The sequence below is a fragment of the Streptomyces sp. Alt3 genome (assembly GCF_030719215.1).
Taxonomy (GTDB): Bacteria; Actinomycetota; Actinomycetes; order Streptomycetales; family Streptomycetaceae; genus Streptomyces; species Streptomyces glycanivorans.
Genome location: NZ_CP120983.1, coordinates 5,094,523 through 5,111,250, shown reverse-complemented (window position 1 = coordinate 5,111,250; position 16,728 = coordinate 5,094,523). Strand labels below are relative to the sequence as shown.

Genomic DNA, 16,728 nt, shown 5'->3' with positions numbered 1-16,728 from the left:
GATGCGCGGACGGGACGATCGTGGCGCGTCCGACAGGGACGCCGCACGGCTGTCCCTGGTGTCGGTCCTGAGCCCGGGCACGGCCCGGATCGTCGGCAGCGGCGTCTACGTGGGTGAGCGGCGGCTGCTCACCTGCGCCCATGTGGTCAACGAAGCCCTGGGCCGTGCCATGTTCGCCCGGCCGGCTCCGGAGAACGCCTCCCTGCCGGTGCGATTCCCGTGCGCGCCCGAGCGGCCCGCCCTCGCCGCACGGCTCGTGGCGTGGAAGCCCGCGCACCGCGCGGGGGCCCCCGACATCCCCGTCATCCTCGGTGAGCCGTTGTGGGGCGGTGATCTGGCCGTACTGGAACTCATGGAGGAGCCCTCGGCACCCGCGGCGCCCGCGCCCTGGCGGTACATGGACCGCGGCCAGGAGGTCCGTGCGTGGTACGGCGACGGCGCGTCGTTCACCTACGCGGACAGCAGCGTCGGCTCGGTGCAGCACGACCACGGATTCGTCGACGGCGCGCCGCGTGGGGCCGCGATCGGCCCCGGCTACAGCGGAGGGCCCCTGTGGTGCGACAAGGAACAGGCTTCGGTCGGGCTCGTGCTGGGTGTGATGTCACCACCGGACGGCCCCTTCCGCGGCGAGAACGTGCTGCGCCGGGCCATCGTCGCGCCGTGGCAGACCGTCGAGCGCTTCCTGGCCGCACTGGAGATCCGCGTCGGCCCGGCGCGGAGCGACACCGGCAGTCTCCCGCCCGGTTCGGTCGCCCCGGTCCTGCGGCACAAGCTCCACACAGTGATCCTGAACCTCCTGCCGGACGAGGAGCAGCGTCTGCGCCACACCCACCGGGTGCTCTCGGCGCTCGGGCTGCCGGGCGGTTCCGCGGCCGACTCGTCGGTGGCCGCACTCGTGGATCTCGTACTCACCCGGCCCCGAGCCGCCGCCGTCCTCACGGACGAACTGCCCCGCGCGCTGCGTGAGACGGCGCTGAAGCTGCTTTCGCTGTGCCGGGGTGCGCTGGTCCCTGGCATCCTCACGCCGCTGGAGCTCGCCTCCCTGCTGGCCCTGCTCGACGGGGAGCCCGGGCGGCTCCTCGAAGAGGCGGCGCGCGACGCACTGGTCAACACCACCTTCTGGGACGAGCCGCTCGAAACACTCCGTGGCGAGCCGGACGACGCCGTGCGGCATCTCGTGCTCGCGCTGGAGAACTACTGGGGCGACAGCGGGTCCACCGACACCCCGCACCGCGTGCCCGCCCTGCTCACCGCGGTGGAGTACGTCGCCGCGCTCACCGCGCCCGGGCAACGGAGCGAGCTGCGCGAATGGGTCGCGGCCGTGGCGGAGAGGACCGGCGTGCACGAGTCGGTCCTGTTGTCGCGACGCACCGACGCGGAGGACTGGGCCCGCGCCAGGCGGGCCCGCACGACACCCGCCGAGCCGCGTCTGACCGTGCGACTCGACAGGGACCCGTCGGGCGGGCACCGCTGCATCATCTGGTACGACCCCGGCACCGGACAGGACGGCGCCCTGCGGCAGGTGCTGGCGGACGACGAACCGCGCGGGCCGCAGGACGTGGCCCGGCTGGTCCAGGACGTCCTCCTGCGCGAGGTCCCCGCCACCGTGCGGGTGCGCAGTTCCCCGCTGGTCGAGTTCCTCGTCGAGCCGGAGGACCTCGACCTCCCTGTGGACCGCTGGGACGACGGCGACTCGGAAAGCGGCTTCCCGTCCGTCCTGGGCGTGGAGTACGCCGTCGTCGTGCGGTGTCCGGAACTGCGCACACAGTCGTTGAAAAGGCTCAGGGCCTGGGAGACGCGGTCGGTGGGCTTCCCCTCCGGAGGGTTCGCCCGGCTCATGCCGGAGCACAGCGAGCCGGAGCACGTGTACAAGCTCCTTCACCAGGACCAGCAGACGGGCCGGCTGGCCATAGGCTGCGCCCCGGAGCACCGGCCCAGGCTCCAGGTCGTCTGTCTGGCCCACGGCATCCCCGTCGTGCTGTGGGACCGCAACGACTCACCGCGCCGGATCGACCAGCTCACCGCACTCATGCTCAACGGCCACCCCCGCAGCCTGCCCGAACGCGTCCGGGCACACCGTGCGCGGACGCTGGGCAACTCCGGGGAGGAGGCGGTGGCCCCCGTACTCGTGTGGGACGACGCTTCCCGCACTCCGCCCGACCCCTACTGGAGCGACCCGTCCTGGGAGGACGCGACCTCATGACGGCAGCAGAGCACCCCACTTCGCAGGACCCCGGCAGCTGGCGGCTCTTCCGCGGCGAAGGACCGCCGCGCCAGGTGACGATGCCCCCCGCGCCGCCATGGCGGCGCTTCGGAGAGCGGGACACGGCCGGGTCCGGCGGGACGACCGCCCCGGGCGACCCGCGCCCCTATCTGATCGGTCCGACCCAGCGGGACATCGTCAACGCCGCTCTGCATCTGCGCAGACCGCTGCTGGTCACCGGCCATCCGGGAACAGGAAAATCGTCACTGGCCCACGCGGTGGCCCATGAGCTCGCCCTGGGCCCCGTGCTGCGGTGGCCCGTCAACAGCCGGTCCACACTCGCCGAGGCCCTGTACCACTACGACGCGGTGGGCAGGCTGCGCGAGACCAACCTTCGGCAGCACGCGGACGACACAGCCCCCGGCATCGGCTACTTCATCAGGCTCGGACCGCTGGGCACGGCCCTGGTGACGGCCGGACGTCCTCGCGTGCTGCTCGTGGACGAGCTCGACAAGGGGGACGTCGACCTGCCCAACGACCTCCTGACGGTCTTCGAGGAGGGGGAGTTCGAGATCCCCGAACTCTCACGGCTGCCACCTGGCGAGGACGACGTCGAGGTCCACAGCGCGCGGGGCGGCGACACCGTGACCGTGCACAGGGGTGTGGTGCGCTGCCAGGAGTTCCCGGTCGTGGTGATCACGAGCAACGGAGAGAGGGAGTTCCCGCCCGCCTTCCTTCGTCGCTGTCTGCGGCTGGACCTGCCGGACCCGGACGAGCAACGGCTGCGCGCCATCGTCGCGGCTCATCTGGGCGCGGAGGCCCTGCCCCGGGTCGACGATCTGGTCCGGGCGTTCCTCGCCAGACGGGCCCCTGGCGAGCTGGCGACGGACCAGCTGCTGAACGCGGCGTTCCTCCGGCTGGGCGGAGTCGATCTGGACGCCGACGGACTGCTGGAAGCGGTGCTGCACAGGCTGGGGGGTGCTCTGTAGCCGTGCCCGACCGTCTGCTCTCCCTGCTGCGGGACGTCGGGTTCGACGTCACGGCCGAGGAACTGGTCGACTGCCTGTGGCTGGCCGAGCGGATACCGGCCGACGCGCCGCTGGCGGTGGCCGCGGGTCTCCTGGGCACGGACACCGACGCTCTCGGCGCCGCCCAGGAACCCGGCGCTCCGTCGGTGACCGCGTGGCCGGAGGCGAAGAGGGGGGCAGGCCTGCCGGAGGCGACGGACGCGGAGCAGCCGCGGGCCGAACTGCACTCCGCCGCGGCCGTGCCCGAGGAGACACCCCGAGCCGGCGGGAGTGACGACACCGGCCCCGACGACGGCGTCGCGCAGGACCGGGACCCCGACGACGGATCCGGTATCCCCGATCCAGGGACCCCGGCGGAGAACCGGCAGCCCGAGGAGAACCGGAATCCCGCGCTGCCCGTACGGATCCCCCATCCGCACGCGCTCGCCCTCCCCTTGCGGACGGCACGCGCGTTGCGGCCTCTGAAGCAGTACCGCCCGCATCCGTCGGCGGAGGAGCTGGACGAAGCGGAGACCGCCTCGCAGATCGCGCATTCGGGTCTCCTCGACGTGGTGACGCGTCCCGCCCGTGACCGGTGGCTGAACCTCGCGGTGGTCGTCGACGACGGCGTCTCGATGCTCCTGTGGCAGCAACTCTGCTCGGAGCTCAACTCGCTGCTCGCACACCTCGGCGCCTTCCGCCAGATCCGCACCTACGGACTGCGGCTGAGGCCCGGCCGGGTGCCGAGGCTGAGCTCGCGGCCCTTCGTCCCGGACACGCCGACCGTGTCCGCCGAGGTACTCACCGACCCGTCGGGCCGGACCATGACCCTGGTGATCTCCGACGGGGCCGGGCCCGGGTGGCGTACCGGTGCCATGCGGGACGTGCTGTCGCGCTGGGCGGCACACGGCCCCACCGCGGTGATCCACACCCTGCCGCCCCGCATGTGGCGGGGTTCCGGGCTGCCCACCCGGCGCTGGGCGGTACAGGCGCCGGGCCCCGGGGCAGCCAACGCGACGTGGCGGGTGCGGGACACCGTGCTGTCCGAGGTGCTCTCCCCGCTCGCCATGACGCCCGTCCCCGTCCTGACCCCGTCCCCCCAGGCGTTCGCCGAATGGGCCAGGGTCACCGCGTCCGGAGGGTCCGGCGGTGTGCTGGCCCTGTGGGACGCAGAAGCAGCGGAGCGGCAGCGTCCGCCCGGTGCCGCGACCTCCTCACGCAGGAAGAGGCCCGCTCCCCGCGTCCGGCCCGACGCTCAGGTGCAGCGATTCCGCCGGGCCGTCTCACCCGAGGCCTACCGCCTGGCCGCACACCTGGCGGCGGTGTCGCCGCTGACGATCCCGGTGATGCGCCTGGTGGTCCGCTCCCTTCCGCGCCCGGTCACCACGGCCCATCTGGCCGAGGTGTTCCTGAGCGGCATGCTCCGGCCGGCGGAGGCCGAGCACGGGCCCGCCGCCGCCACGGTCCTGCCCCAGCAGCGCGTGTTCGCATTCACCAGCCGGTCCCGGGACATCCTTCTGGATGCGGTCCCCACCACCGAGGTGCTCGCCTCCACCCGCCGGGTGTCCGAGCACATCGCCGAACTCGTGGGCCGTTCACCGGACTTCCCCGCCTGGCTGAACCGCCCCGACGGGACGAGCCGCCTGCCCGACGACAGCAGCGCCTTCGCCTGGCTGAGCCCCGCGCTCCAGGACCGCCTCGGGCTGACCGGGCTGTCGGCGCAGGAGTGGGCGGAACAGCCGACGCTGCCGCAGGAGATCCGGCTCAGCCCTCCGGGGAGCATCTACCCCCAGTTCCCGATGGTGGGCTACTCGCAGACGAGCACCACCTGGTCGGCCCTGGACGGCGGATCCCTGGAGACCATCGGCGGATACCGGCTCACCTGGCAGGCCAAGCAGCCTGGCGGGCCCTCCCTGTACGCCGGAGCCAAGGGTGAGGACACCGCGGTGATCCGGGCGGGCTCGACGCGGGGGACGTCCGTGCTCCGTCGGGAGGCTCTCGCCCTCGCCCGGTTCGATCACCCCTGCCTCCCCTCGCTCCTCGACGCCGACTTCGCCGCCACCAACCCCTGGGCCGCCGCCACGGGCGCCCTCACCCGGCTGGGACAGGGAGCACCGACGCTGCGCGCCCTGGCCCAGGGGCTGCGGGTGTACGAGAGCTTCGGCACCGACCTGATCCTGGTGCTCGGCCAGAGGCTCGCCTCGGCCCTGGACCACAGTCACCACGCGGGGGTCGTGCACGGCCATCTGACGGCGGACCGTGTGCTGCTCACACTCGACGGACCACTGCTCGTCGGCTGGCACCACTCCAGGATCTCCGGGCCGGGTGTCGGCCCCGAACCCGGCCGGACGGGTGCGGACGTGCGCGCGCTCGCCGCTCTGCTCGCACTCCTCGGGGCTCGTACGGACTGGCACCCGATGAGCGGGAGAAGGTTCGCACCCCTGCTGTCCGGTGACGGCGATGCGCAAGCGGCGGGTCACGAGCTCGCCGACGAGATCTCGGATCCGTCCCTCGCCGCGGTACTCCGCCCTTTCCTGACGCTACCGACGCACGACGTAGCGATGTCGGCGGAGTCCATGCTGGCCGCCTTCCGCGACCGCGTCCCCCGGGACGCGTTCCTGCAGCCGTTCTCCTGGTGGCTCCCCCGGAGCACGACGGCCCTCGTCGACCACGCCCGGCTCGACCTGTCCTCGAAAGCCGCGCCGGATCCGCGCCTCCTGCTCCCGGCACCGCTGCCGCCCGGGGCCGAGGTGCCCGCCGTTCCAGGTTGGGAGCTCCTGAGGGAAGGCGAGGGGGAGGACGCCCACGAGCCGGGCCGGCGAGGACGGCAGCTCACGAAGTGGTTCCGGCTGCCGGGCCGTCCCGAGCGCGTCTCGCGCCGCAACCTGCGACGCCTCAGGAAGGCGGGCGAGGAGACAGTCATCCGTCCTTTCGACAGCAGGACGGACCGCCAGGGTCGTATCGCCCTGGTGTTCGGTGCGGGGACCGGCTGCGGACGATCGACCGTGTCCGTGCAGCTCGCCTCCGCTCTCGCCGACGCCACGCCCGCCTCCGGGCGCCCCCCTGTGCTGATGCTGCCCTTCCATCCTGCGGCGCACGTACTCGGATACCGCATGGTGGCCGACGAGGGGGCCGCGTACCGGCACGGGGGCTCCGGCTACCGGGTGTCGGCGACGATCTCCCCCGACGACGTACGGCTCTCCCCCACCGGGGTCTGGGTCACCCTGAAGGACTCCAGCCGTGCGGACTTCGTCCACCAGCACGCTCCGGCCGGACAGCCACCGCCCCCGCCTCGGGAACACCGGGACATCCTGGCCCGTATGCGCAGGATGGGCACCCTCGTGGTCGACTTCACCGGCGGTTTCGCACCGCCCGGTCCGTCCCTGCGCGGAACCTTCGGCGACGTCGACCGGCTCGTGGTCGCCTGCTCCGGAGACCCCGGTGAGGTGACCGGCACCCTGGCCGAACTGAGCTGGCTCGCCCAGCACGGCCACGCACCGCTCGTGTCCGGGGCCCTTCTCGTCCTGTCCGACGTGGCGGGCACGCCTGAAGCACTGTCCGGTCACGACGAGGCGGAGAGCCGGCTCGGCCCCCTCGTGAGGACCGTGGTGCGTGTCCCCTACGACCAGGCGCTGGGCGACGACGGGCTGGTCGACTTCTCCGCTCTCGACCCCCTGACGAGAGGCGCGTTCAGGACGGCCGCCCACACTCTCTTCGACTGAAGCCGCTTGCCTCCGGGCCCGCATTCGGACGGACCACGCTCTGGACGCCCGGATCCCCGCCTCCCCGGGCCATGATGGCGGCATGACCTCCCGAGCGGCCCACCCGCATCCAACTCACCTCGAAGCTCTCATCGTTGTCGACGTCCAGCGGGCCTTCGTCCGTGGTGACGGGGCGCTGCCCGAGGCGGCGCGTCTCGTGGACCGGACGGCGGAACTGATCGCGCGGGCACGGGAGGCGGGGGCTCTCGTCGTGCACGTCCAGAACGACGGCCCCGCCGGAGCGGACGACGAGCCCCACACCGCCGGGTGGGAGCTCCACCATCCCGTCGAGGCGGGACGCGGGGACGTGGTGATCCGCAAGACGCACGACGACGCGTTCCAGGAGACTTCCCTGGAGGGACTGTTGACGTCTTCCGGGGTGCGGTCACTGGCCGTCTGCGGCCTGATGTCCGAGATGTGCGTCCAGGCGACGGCGCGTACGGCCGTGGCACTGGGACACCGCGTCGTCCTGCCGTACGACGCCCACGCGACGTACGACATACCGGCCGAGCCCGGAATCAGCGCGGTGGTCCCCGCGGCCATGGTCTCGCGGGTCGCCGCATGGCCCCTCAGCAGGGACGCCGATGTCACCGCCCGCACCGCCGACGTCAGGTTCACGGCCCCTGCGGCCACGGGTTCCTGAGCTGTCGCACACCGTCGCGCCGTGGCGGGTCACCGCTCTCGGTCGAGCCCTTCGATCCGGTCGAACCCCTCGTCCCGGCCGAGCCCTTCGACCACCCGCCGGAGTTCGCGGGGCCCGCTTCTCGGCATCGCCCCCATCGCGGGCGCGACAGCCCTCGCCGGCATCCGGGAGCTGCGCGCGGCCGAGGGCCATGACCTGTCGGTCATGGCGGGGTGACGGCGTACCCGTGGTGTCACCAGGCCCGGCGGGGTGGCTGCTGAGAGGCTGCGGCCATGACCTCCCTGCCCCTGATCGCCCCCATGCTCGCCACCCCGGGCCGTCTGCCGCCCGCCGCCGTCGACGAGCAGTGGGCCTACGAGGTGAAGCAGGACGGCCAGCGCGCCATGGCCTATCTGCCGGGAGACGGCTCGATCCGGCTGCTGGCCAGGTCGGGGGCCGTCATCACTCCGGCGTATCCGGATCTGGTGGCTCTCGGTCCCGCGCTCGGGGGCGTGCCGGCGGTTCTGGACGGTGAGATCGTCGCGCTGGACGACCAGGGACGCAGCGACTTCGAGCGGCTCCAGTCACGGATGGGGCTCTCCGGGTCGCCCGCGAAGGCCGCCCGCATGGCGCAGCGCGTACCGGCGCACCTGGTGCTGTTCGACGCCGTGTTCCTGGGCGACCGGAGCCTCGTACGGCTGCCCTGGGCGGAGCGCCGTGCGGCGCTCGAAGGGCTCGGGCTGGACGGGCCGCACTGGTCGACGCCCGCCGTGGTCGTGGGGCACGGCGAGCAGGCCCTGACCATGACGCGGGAGGCCGGGCTGGAGGGACTGGTCGCGAAGCGGCTGAGCTCGGTGTACGAGCCTGGGGTCCGCGCCCGTACGTGGATCAAGATCCGGCACGCCCACACGGCGGACGTGGTCGTCGGCGGCTGGGTGCCCGGGCGGGGCCGGCTGGGCGGCCTGCCGGGGGCGCTGCTGGTCGGCGAACGGCACCCGGGCGGCCTGCGCTACGCGGGGAGCGTCGGCACCGGCTGGAGCGACGCCGAAAGAACCAGGCTCGCCGAGCTGCTGCGGGTCGCGGCCGTCGACACCTGCCCCTTCGACGAGACGCCACCGGTGGCCGGTGCCCGGTGGGTGCTGCCCCGGCTGGTCGGCGAGGTGCGGTACTCGACCCGGACGAGGGCGGGGCGGCTGCGCCAGCCCTCCTGGCACCGGCTGCGGCCGGATCTCGCGCCGGACGACCTCGCACCGGGCGACCCCGGGTGACGCCTGTGCCCCGCCGCCCGCCGCCCGCTGCCCGGGGCACCCACCGGCCGCCGTGCTGCTCAGGAAGCGGTGCGCTTCTTCGCGGCCGTCTTCCTGGCCGGCTGTTTCCTGGCCGCCGCCGTCTTCCCGGAGGCGGCCTTCTTCGCCGACGTCCTCTTCCCCGCCGTCTTCTTCCCCGCCGGTGCGGCCTTCTTCCGGGCGCGGGGCCTGCCGGGTGTCATCTCGTGCACGGTCGCGTCCTCGCCCCGCGTCTGTCTGGCCTCCTTCACCGAGGCGTTCAGCGCGGCCATCAGGTCCATGACCTTGCCCGGCTCCTCCTCCTCGGCGCCCGCCGCCGCCGGAAGGGCCTTGCCCTCGGACCTGGCCGCGAGCAGCTCCTCCAGTGCCTCCCGGTAGCGGTCGCGGAAGCCGGAGATGTCGTCCAGGGCCATGCTGTCGGTGAGCTGCACGGCACGTTCGATCTCGTCCTCGTCCAGCTCGGTCTCCCGGGGTGCGAGGGACTCCGGGCTGCGGATCTCGTCGGGCCAGCGCATCGAGTGCAGCACGATCGCGTCCTCCCGCACCCGCAGCAGACCGAGGCGCTCGCGGTTGTGCCAGGCGAACTTGGCGACGGCGACCTTGTCGCTGCGCTCCAGCGCCTTCCGCAGCAGCGCGTACGGCTTCGCCGCGACCTGGCCGTCGACCGCGAGGTAGTAGCTGTCACTGATCCGCACGGGGTCGATGCTGTCGGCCTCGACGAACGCGACGATCTCGATGGCCTTCGCCGTGGGCAGCGGCATCCGGTCGAGCTCCTCGTCCGTGACGGGCACCGTCCGGTCCTTGGCGACCTCGTAGCCCTTGCCGATCTCCTCCTGCGACAGGACCTCGCCGTCGAGCTCGCACACCTTGCGGGTGCGGATCCGGCCCATGTCCTCACGGTGGTACTGGTGGAAGGAGATCGAGTGGTTCTCGGTGGCGGACACCACCTTGATCGGGATCGTGACCAGCCCGAAGCTGATCGCGCCCGTCCACAGGGGCCGTGGCATCCGGTACCTCCAGACCCCCCTGGCGGCTTGGCCGGGAGGCGGACCGGTGCGCCTGGAAGGGAGAACCGGCCCGAGAGGGCCTTGGCGCGAACCGGGCCACCGCCCGTATCCCCGATCCTCGCGCCCCCGGCCCGGGACCGCATGTGGATCACCGGGCACGGGTCACCCGCGGGGCAGGCTCAGCTCGCCGACGACCTGGTCCCCGCTCGTCTCGCCGGTCTTCCGGAACCCGAGCCGCAGATAGAACCCCTCCGGCCCGTGCTCCCCCTCCCCCCAGGTCACCGCCACCCCGCTCCCGCCGCGCCGCCGGATCTCCTCGCACACCTGGTCCACCGCGAAGCGGCCGTACCCGCGGCCCTGTTCCCCGGCTGCGATCGCCAGCCGCCAGAGCCCGGAACGGGGCCGGTCCTCCGGCTTCTCGGGGTAGAACCGGACGTCGAAAAAGGCCATCACGAAGCCGACCAGCCGCTCACCGTCGAAGATCAGCCGGGGCCAGGCCGTGCCGGGGTCGGCGTAGGCCTCGGCGAGGGACCTGGCGACCGGGGAGACGAAACGTTCCTGTTCGGGTGCGACCTTCAGCCGGCACGCGTCGAGGACGTTGGCCGGGGTCACCTTCTCCAGGCGGAGCTGCGTAGTCATGCGCGCACCGTACGGGCGCATCCGCGCTCCGGGCCATCGAAATAGCGCCCGGCCCGGCGCAGGAGGTCACCAGGCGGCGGGGCCGGCCGCGTCGAAGAATCCGCCGGTGGGGGCGGCCTAGTACGGCCTGACCGTGGAGGGCCCGGCCGCGCACGGCACCGTCACGGTCGAGGGCGGGGCCTTCGTCTACACCCCCACCGACGAGTACGCGGGCGAGGACGAGTTCACCTACGAGGTGGCCCTGAAGGGCAGGAGCAAGGGTCCGGCGGACGACAGTGCCGTCGTGCGGATCACCGTCTCCGAGCCGACTCCCACACCCACCCCGACGCCCACGCCGACCCCCACGGTCGCGCCGGCTCCCGAGGTGAAGGCCACGAAGCCCGCCGAGCCGTCCGTGTACTACGAGAACTGCCACGCGACACGGGCCGCCGGTGCTGCGCCCGTCCGGCGCGGTGAGCCTGGTTACGCCGCCCACCTGGACCGGGACGGCGACGGGGTCGCCTGCGAACAGGCCACCGCTCCCGCCGATATCTGCGCAGCCGCCTCCGGAATCACCGGAGGCGGCTGCTTCCGCCCTGGACCTGCGCTCCGTCAGCCCTTGAGGGCGTAGGCCGAGTTCGGACCCGCCTCGATGGAGGTGACACCCGACTGCACGGAGCTCGGAGCCGTCCGCCCGCTGCCCCAGGCGATGACCTTGCCGTTCTTCAGCGCCAGGCTGTACCACTCGCCGGCGGAGATCGCCGAGACTCCGGACCGGGCCTCGGTGGGCACGGTGGTCTGGTTGTAACGGTTGTCGCCCCAGGCGATGACCTTGCCGTCCTTGAGCGCCAGGCTGTGGAAGATGCCGGCGGCGACGTCGTCCACACCGGACTGCGCCTCGGCGGGCACCGTGGTCTGGCCGAAGTAGTTGTCGCCCCAGGCGATCACCCCGCCGTTCTTCACGGCGAGCGCGGTGTAGACGCCTCCGTCCAGCGCGGTGACGCCCGACTGGGCCTCGGCGGGCACGGTCGACTGTTCCGCACTGTGCTGCCCGAACACGATCACCTTCCCGTCCTTCAGCGCCAGACTCACCCAGGCTCCGGCCGCTATCGCGTCGACACCGGACCGGGCCTCGGCGGGCACGGTCGTCTGGCCGTACTCGTTGCTGCCCCAGGCGATGACCTCGCCGTCCTTGAGCGCCAGGCTGTGATCGTTGCCTGCCGCGATCGCGTCCACGCCGGACTGCGTCTCGGCGGGCATCGTCAGCTGACCGTCGAAGTTCGTTCCCCAGCCCAGAACCCGGCCGTCCTTCAGGGCCAGCCCATGGAAGTAACCGCCGGCGATCGCGTCGACCCCCGACTGCGCCTCGGCGGGGACCGTGCCCTCGCTCCAGTCGTTGTTCCCGCCCCAGGAGACGACCGAGGTCGAGGCCGACGGAGCGGCGGACGGTTCGGCCGCCGTCGCGGGGACTGCGGACAGGGCGGACAGGAGACCGCTCATCACCAACGCCGCTCCGAGGCGGTGGAGTCGGACGATTCCGTTCGGCATGGATCAACCCTCGCAAGGTCGTCGTGGAACGCGTGTGTGATCGCCATCCAAGTACAACCTCCGACCTGTCAGGGGGAGTTAATCAGCCAACCCCCGGCGCGAGAGAGGACCGAGAGCGCGCGGACCGCACCTTCACGACCGCACGGACAGCAAGAACGCTCTTTTCCAATCTGCTTCAAACAAGCTATAAATGAGCAACTTCGAGCACCATTCGCCTGGGTTCACGCAACCCGCACCCGCGAAGGACGCCCATGCCGCTCATATCCACCGGCGAGATCACCGACGGAGCACGGTCCGGCGCGACCGGCGTCGGGGCCTTCAACGTCGTGCAGATCGAACACGCGCAGGCCATCGCGAACGGGGCGCAGTCCGCCGGACTGCCGGTGATCCTGCAGGTCAGTGAGAACACCGCCCGCTACCACGGCGGCCTCGAACCCATCGGGCTCGCCTCGCTGGCCGTCGCGCGGGCCGCGGGCGTACCGGTGGCCGTGCACCTCGACCACGCGGAGTCCGCCGACCTGGTGCGCGAGGCCGTGCAGCTCGGCTTCACCTCCGTCATGTTCGACGCGTCGGCGCTCCCCTACGCCGACAACGTCGCCGCGACCCGCGATATCACCGCCTACTGCCACAGCCACGGCGTGTGGGTGGAGGCGGAGCTCGGGGAGATCGGCGGCAAGGACGGCGCCCACGCCCCGGGGGTGCGCACCGACCCGGACGAGGCCAGGGCGTTCGTCGAGGCCACCGCGGTCGACGCCCTCGCCGTGGCCGTCGGCAGTTCGCACGCGATGCTCACCCGCGACGCCGTCCTGGACCTCGCGCTCATCTCCCGGCTGCGCGACGCGGTGGGGGTCCCGCTGGTGCTGCACGGCTCCTCGGGCGTCGGCGACAAGGGTCTCGCCGCGGCGGTCCACGCCGGCATGACGAAGGTCAACATCTCCACGCACCTGAACAAGCTGTTCACCCGGGCCGTCCGCACCTATCTGGACGCACACACCGAGGCGGCCGACCCCCGCAGATACCTCGGGCCGGCCCGCGACGCGGTCGCCGCGGAGGTGGCACGCCTGCTGGACGTCCTGGCCCGGCCCGGGCGATAGGGTTCACTGCGAGCGAGGAGGACCAGGTGGCGGCACACACACGATGGACCCGGCTGCTGGAGATCCTCGGCAACCAGGGTCAGATCGACGTACTCGACGCCGCCGAGCAGCTCGGCTGTTCCGCGGCCACCGTCCGCCGCGACCTGGACGAGCTGGCCCGGCAGAACCTGCTGACCCGCACCCGGGGCGGGGCCGTCGTGAGCACCGTCGCCTACGACCTGCCGCTGCGCTACAAGGCGGCCCGCAGGGCCGACGAGAAGCAGCGCATCGCGAAGGCCGCGGCCGAGCTGATCCCGACCGGCTCCACGGTGGGGCTCAACGGCGGCACGACGACCTCCGAGGTCGCCAGGGAGCTGGCGCTGCGGCCGGAGCCCTCGGGCGGCGGCGTGGCGCTGACAGTGGTGACCAACGCGATCAACATCGCCAACGAGCTGGCGGTCCGCCCCCAGGTGAAGATCGTCGTCACCGGCGGGGTCGCCCGGCCGAACTCGTACGAACTCGTGGGCCCGCTGGTCGACTCCGTACTGCGCACCCTCGCCCTGGACTACACGATCCTCGGCGTGGACGCCGTGCACGCCCGGTTCGGCGCGGCCACGCACGACGAGTCCGAGGCCGGCGCCAACCGTGCCCTCGCCGAGTGCGCGGGCACGGTCGTGGTGGTGGCCGACTCCTCCAAGCTCGGCCGCCGCGCCTTCGCCCAGGTCTGCGAGACGAGCGCGGTGTCGGTGCTGGTCACGGACCGGGACGCCCCCGAGGACGTCGTCGAGGAGTTCACCGGCCTGGGGATCGACGTCCTTCGGGTGTGATCCTTCGCAGGTGTCAGCGGGGTGTGATCCTCCGCAGGTGTCAGCGGTAGTCCTCCGGGTGCCCCTGCATCCAGGTGTTGATGCGGTCCCGGGTGCCGGTCAGCTCGGTGCGGTGCTTCTCCAGGTTGGGTGTGGACACGTCGCCGTCCAGTGTCGTGCGCAGCGTGCCGATCCAGGCGACGGGCTCCGCGAAGTGACCCGGACCCTTCTTGTCGGCCTTCATCGCCTTGTCGAGACGGTTCAGCTCGTCGTTGACCCGGCCCAGGAAGTAGGCGCAGTTCCCGTCCCCGGGGGTGCAGCCGTCCTGGTAGGTGGCCTGGAGCCCGGCGAAGGCGTCGCGGACGAGTTCCGGCGCGCTCGGATCCTCCTGGATGACGAGCGTGGGCGTCGGTGAGGGCGTGGCCATCGGGGACGCCCCGTCGGCCTCCGCCGCCGCCGCGACCGCCGCGGAGGGGTCCACGTACGGGACGTCGCCCCCCGGGCCGTCGGTGGTGGTAGCCGCACTGCAGCCCACCAGGAACGCCGCCAGTACCGCGGCCGGAATCACGGCACGCAGGCCGGTACGGATCAACATGAGGCCCCCCTCGTCGCTTCAGGACCGGACCCTACCGCTACCGGTGGATCAGCCCGCCACCAGAGCCTGCATCGCGGGGGCGTAGAGGTCCGCGAGGTGCTCCGGCGTCGCGAGGGAGCCCGCCCCCTCGCGGTGGAGGCTCAGGGTGGCGCCCAGGCCGATGAGCTGGCCGGCGATCAGCTCGGCACGCAGGGCGGGTTCACGGCCGGGGAGGCGGGCCGTCAGCCGTGCGGTCACCTGCTCGTGGAAGCGGTCGCGGAGCAGGGAGCGTTCGTCGTGGTTGCCGAGGGAGAAGACGACCCGCAGCAGGGGGTCGCCCTTCTGTTCCCTGCGCCGGCGTACGAGCGTCAGCACCATGTGACGGCCGAGACCGTCGAGCGGGGCGTCGAAGAGCTCCTCGGCGGCCGGACCGAAGTCGGCGACGGTGTTGAAGAGTTGCTCCTTGCGGCCGAAGTGCTTCACCACGAGGGAAGCGCTGACCCCGGCGTCGGCGGCGATGCCCCGGATCGTCACCTCCGCGTACGGACGCTGCGTGAAGGCCCGGCGCGCGGCGAGGAGGATCGCGTCCCGGCCCGTCGCGGACGCGCCGGGAGCCGCGGCCGGTGCCGTCGCTGCGGTGGCTCTGGCGGTCAAGCGCCCTCCTGGATCGGCATCGTCCGCGTACGGCCGCTGCTCCTGCGTCTCCCCCGACCGTACCCGTGCCGGCGCGTTCGGAGGGGAGGCACAGCGTCACCGCGAGGGCGAGCAGGGCCGCGCCCGCGGCGATGAGGAAGACCAGCCGGTAGGCGCCCAGCGTCGGAGCCGGGCGCCCGGCGGCCAGGAAGGTCATGTTGGCCAGCACGGCGGCCACCGTGGCGCTGCAGAACGCCTGGCCGATCGAACGCATCAGCGTGTTCAGACCGTTGGCCGCTCCCGTCTCACCGACGGGGACGCCGCGCATCACCAGCGCCGGGAGCGCGGAGTACGCGATCGCCGTGCCCGCCGCCACGACGGTCGCGCCCGCGATGATCGTCCAGAGGCTGTGGCTGGTGAAGTACCGCACCACGTAGCCGACGGCGATGATCCCGGAGGCCAGCGCCAGGCTGGTCCTGGGTCCGTGTCTGCCGGAGATGCGGGCCGAGACGGGCGAGAGCAGCACCATCGTGACGCCGCCCGGCAGCAGGCACAGCCCGCTGACGACGATGGAGGCGCCGAGGCCGTAGCCGGTGGCCTTCGGCTCCTGCACCATCTGGCCGGTGACCAGGGAGTTGGCGTAGAACGCGAAGCCGATCAGCAGGGCCGCGATGTTGGTGAGCAGCACGGCGGGGCGGGCCGACACCCGCAGATCGACCATGGGGGTCCGCACCCGGAGTTCGTACGCCCCCCAGACCAGCGCGATCACGGCCGAGGCGGCGAGCAGGCCGAGGGTACGCGCCGAGGTCCAGCCCCAGCCGCCGCCCTGGGTGACGGCGAGCAGCAGGCAGACCAGCGTCGCCGTGAGGCCGAGCGCGCCGAGCGCGTCGAAGCGGCCGCGGGAGCGGATCGGGGACTCCGGTACGCAGCGGAGCACCAGGACGATGTCGAGGAGCCCGATCGCCGCGGAGACCCAGAACATGGTGTGCCACTCGAAGTTCTGGATGACCACGGCCGCGATCGGCAGGCCCACCGCCGCGCCGATGCCCATCGAGGAGCTCATCAGCGCGACGGCGGACAGCACCCGCTCGGGCGGCAGCTCGTCGCGCAGGATGCTGATGCCGAGCGGCACGACGGCGATGGCCGCGCCCTGGAGGGCCCGGCCGGCGATCAGCACGCCGATCTGGGAACTGACGGCGCACAGGACGGAGCCCACGACGAGGACGCCCAGGGAGGCGATGAGGACCCGGCGCTTGCCGTACATGTCGCCGACCCGGCCCAGGACGGGGGTGAACACCGCACCGGTGAGGAGGGTGACGGTGACCAGCCAGCTGGCGGCCTCGGGGGTGGCGCCGGTGAGGTCCGGTATGTGCGGGAGCAGCGGGACGACGATCGTCTGCATGATCGCGACCACGACTCCGCAGAAGGCGAGGACGCCGGTGGCGAGGCGTGGGTGGTGCGGGGCGGCGGCCGGTGCGGGTGCGGTCATCGGGGCTCCGTACACGGGAAGAGGTGGGGTGCACAAGCGTTCACCCCACAGGGTAAACGCTTGTGCACCCCGGCGCTCCGGGGTGCCCGATCCGGCGGGCA

The 16,728-nt window shown here is 72.6% G+C and carries 13 protein-coding genes and 1 pseudogene; 8 read left to right on the top strand and 6 right to left on the bottom strand.

The annotated features are described in order from the left end of the window. Position 1 precedes the first annotated feature (1 nt). From P8A20_RS22575 to P8A20_RS22555, 5 genes are all read left to right on the top strand, one after another. Positions 2-2,203, top strand: a complete 2,202-nt coding sequence (locus P8A20_RS22575; protein ID WP_147960828.1) for a VMAP-C domain-containing protein — start codon at positions 2-4, stop codon at positions 2,201-2,203. Then, positions 2,200-3,192 carry an AAA family ATPase gene (locus tag P8A20_RS22570; RefSeq protein WP_306104123.1) on the top strand — a complete coding sequence of 331 codons (993 nt, stop codon included), beginning with the start codon at positions 2,200-2,202 and terminating at the stop codon, positions 3,190-3,192. The genes P8A20_RS22575 and P8A20_RS22570 overlap by 4 nt, the downstream gene beginning before the upstream one ends. A gap of 2 nt (positions 3,193-3,194) precedes the next feature. Further along, a complete protein-coding gene (locus tag P8A20_RS22565; protein WP_306104122.1) occupies positions 3,195-6,932 on the top strand; it encodes an SAV_2336 N-terminal domain-related protein in 3,738 nt (1,245 codons plus the stop codon). A gap of 82 nt (positions 6,933-7,014) precedes the next feature. After that, positions 7,015-7,614, top strand: a complete 600-nt coding sequence (locus P8A20_RS22560; protein WP_147960831.1) for an isochorismatase family protein — start codon at positions 7,015-7,017, stop codon at positions 7,612-7,614. 272 nt (positions 7,615-7,886) lie between these two features. After that, a complete protein-coding gene (locus P8A20_RS22555) occupies positions 7,887-8,861 on the top strand; it encodes an ATP-dependent DNA ligase (protein WP_147960832.1) in 975 nt (324 codons plus the stop codon). Between the two features lie 59 nt (positions 8,862-8,920). Here P8A20_RS22555 and ku read toward each other — a convergent pair whose 3' ends face one another. Together ku and P8A20_RS22545 are read right to left on the bottom strand one after the other, a co-directional pair. After that, complete coding sequence (ku, locus tag P8A20_RS22550) at positions 8,921-9,886, bottom strand: non-homologous end joining protein Ku (protein WP_147960833.1); 966 nt, start codon at positions 9,884-9,886, stop codon at positions 8,921-8,923. A gap of 162 nt (positions 9,887-10,048) precedes the next feature. Beyond that, positions 10,049-10,525 (bottom strand): GNAT family N-acetyltransferase, encoded by a 477-nt coding sequence (locus P8A20_RS22545; protein ID WP_306104121.1) that lies wholly within the window; start codon positions 10,523-10,525, stop codon positions 10,049-10,051. Positions 10,526-10,658: 133 nt separating this feature from the next. Between P8A20_RS22545 and P8A20_RS22540 the strand changes: the two genes are divergently transcribed. Further along, positions 10,659-11,135 (top strand): excalibur calcium-binding domain-containing protein, encoded by a 477-nt coding sequence (locus tag P8A20_RS22540; RefSeq protein ID WP_306104120.1) that lies wholly within the window; start codon positions 10,659-10,661, stop codon positions 11,133-11,135. Here the strand turns inward: P8A20_RS22540 and P8A20_RS22535 are convergent. Beyond that, entirely contained in the window at positions 11,117-12,052 is a 936-nt protein-coding gene (locus P8A20_RS22535) for an RCC1 domain-containing protein (protein WP_306104119.1), read from the bottom strand. The two genes, P8A20_RS22540 and P8A20_RS22535, sit on opposite strands and share 19 nt — an antisense overlap. A 251-nt stretch (positions 12,053-12,303) precedes the next feature. Between P8A20_RS22535 and P8A20_RS22530 the strand changes: the two genes are divergently transcribed. Continuing rightward, positions 12,304-13,146 carry a class II fructose-bisphosphate aldolase gene (locus P8A20_RS22530; RefSeq protein ID WP_306104118.1) on the top strand — a complete coding sequence of 281 codons (843 nt, stop codon included), beginning with the start codon at positions 12,304-12,306 and terminating at the stop codon, positions 13,144-13,146. Between the two features lie 26 nt (positions 13,147-13,172). Then, positions 13,173-13,952: a DeoR/GlpR family DNA-binding transcription regulator gene (locus tag P8A20_RS22525; RefSeq protein ID WP_306104117.1), complete on the top strand. Its 780-nt coding sequence runs from the start codon at positions 13,173-13,175 to the stop codon at positions 13,950-13,952. Positions 13,953-13,992: 40 nt separating this feature from the next. On the opposite strand, the gene P8A20_RS22520 is transcribed toward P8A20_RS22525, so the two are convergent. The 3 genes and pseudogenes from P8A20_RS22520 to P8A20_RS22510 all read right to left on the bottom strand — a co-directional run. After that, entirely contained in the window at positions 13,993-14,526 is a 534-nt protein-coding gene (locus tag P8A20_RS22520) for a hypothetical protein (RefSeq protein WP_147963617.1), read from the bottom strand. A gap of 48 nt (positions 14,527-14,574) precedes the next feature. Further along, positions 14,575-15,039: a TetR/AcrR family transcriptional regulator gene (locus P8A20_RS22515; RefSeq protein ID WP_306104116.1), complete on the bottom strand. Its 465-nt coding sequence runs from the start codon at positions 15,037-15,039 to the stop codon at positions 14,575-14,577. 172 nt (positions 15,040-15,211) lie between these two features. Then, positions 15,212-16,627: pseudogene (locus P8A20_RS22510) on the bottom strand (MFS transporter); the annotation flags it as partial. Positions 16,628-16,728 lie beyond the last annotated feature (101 nt).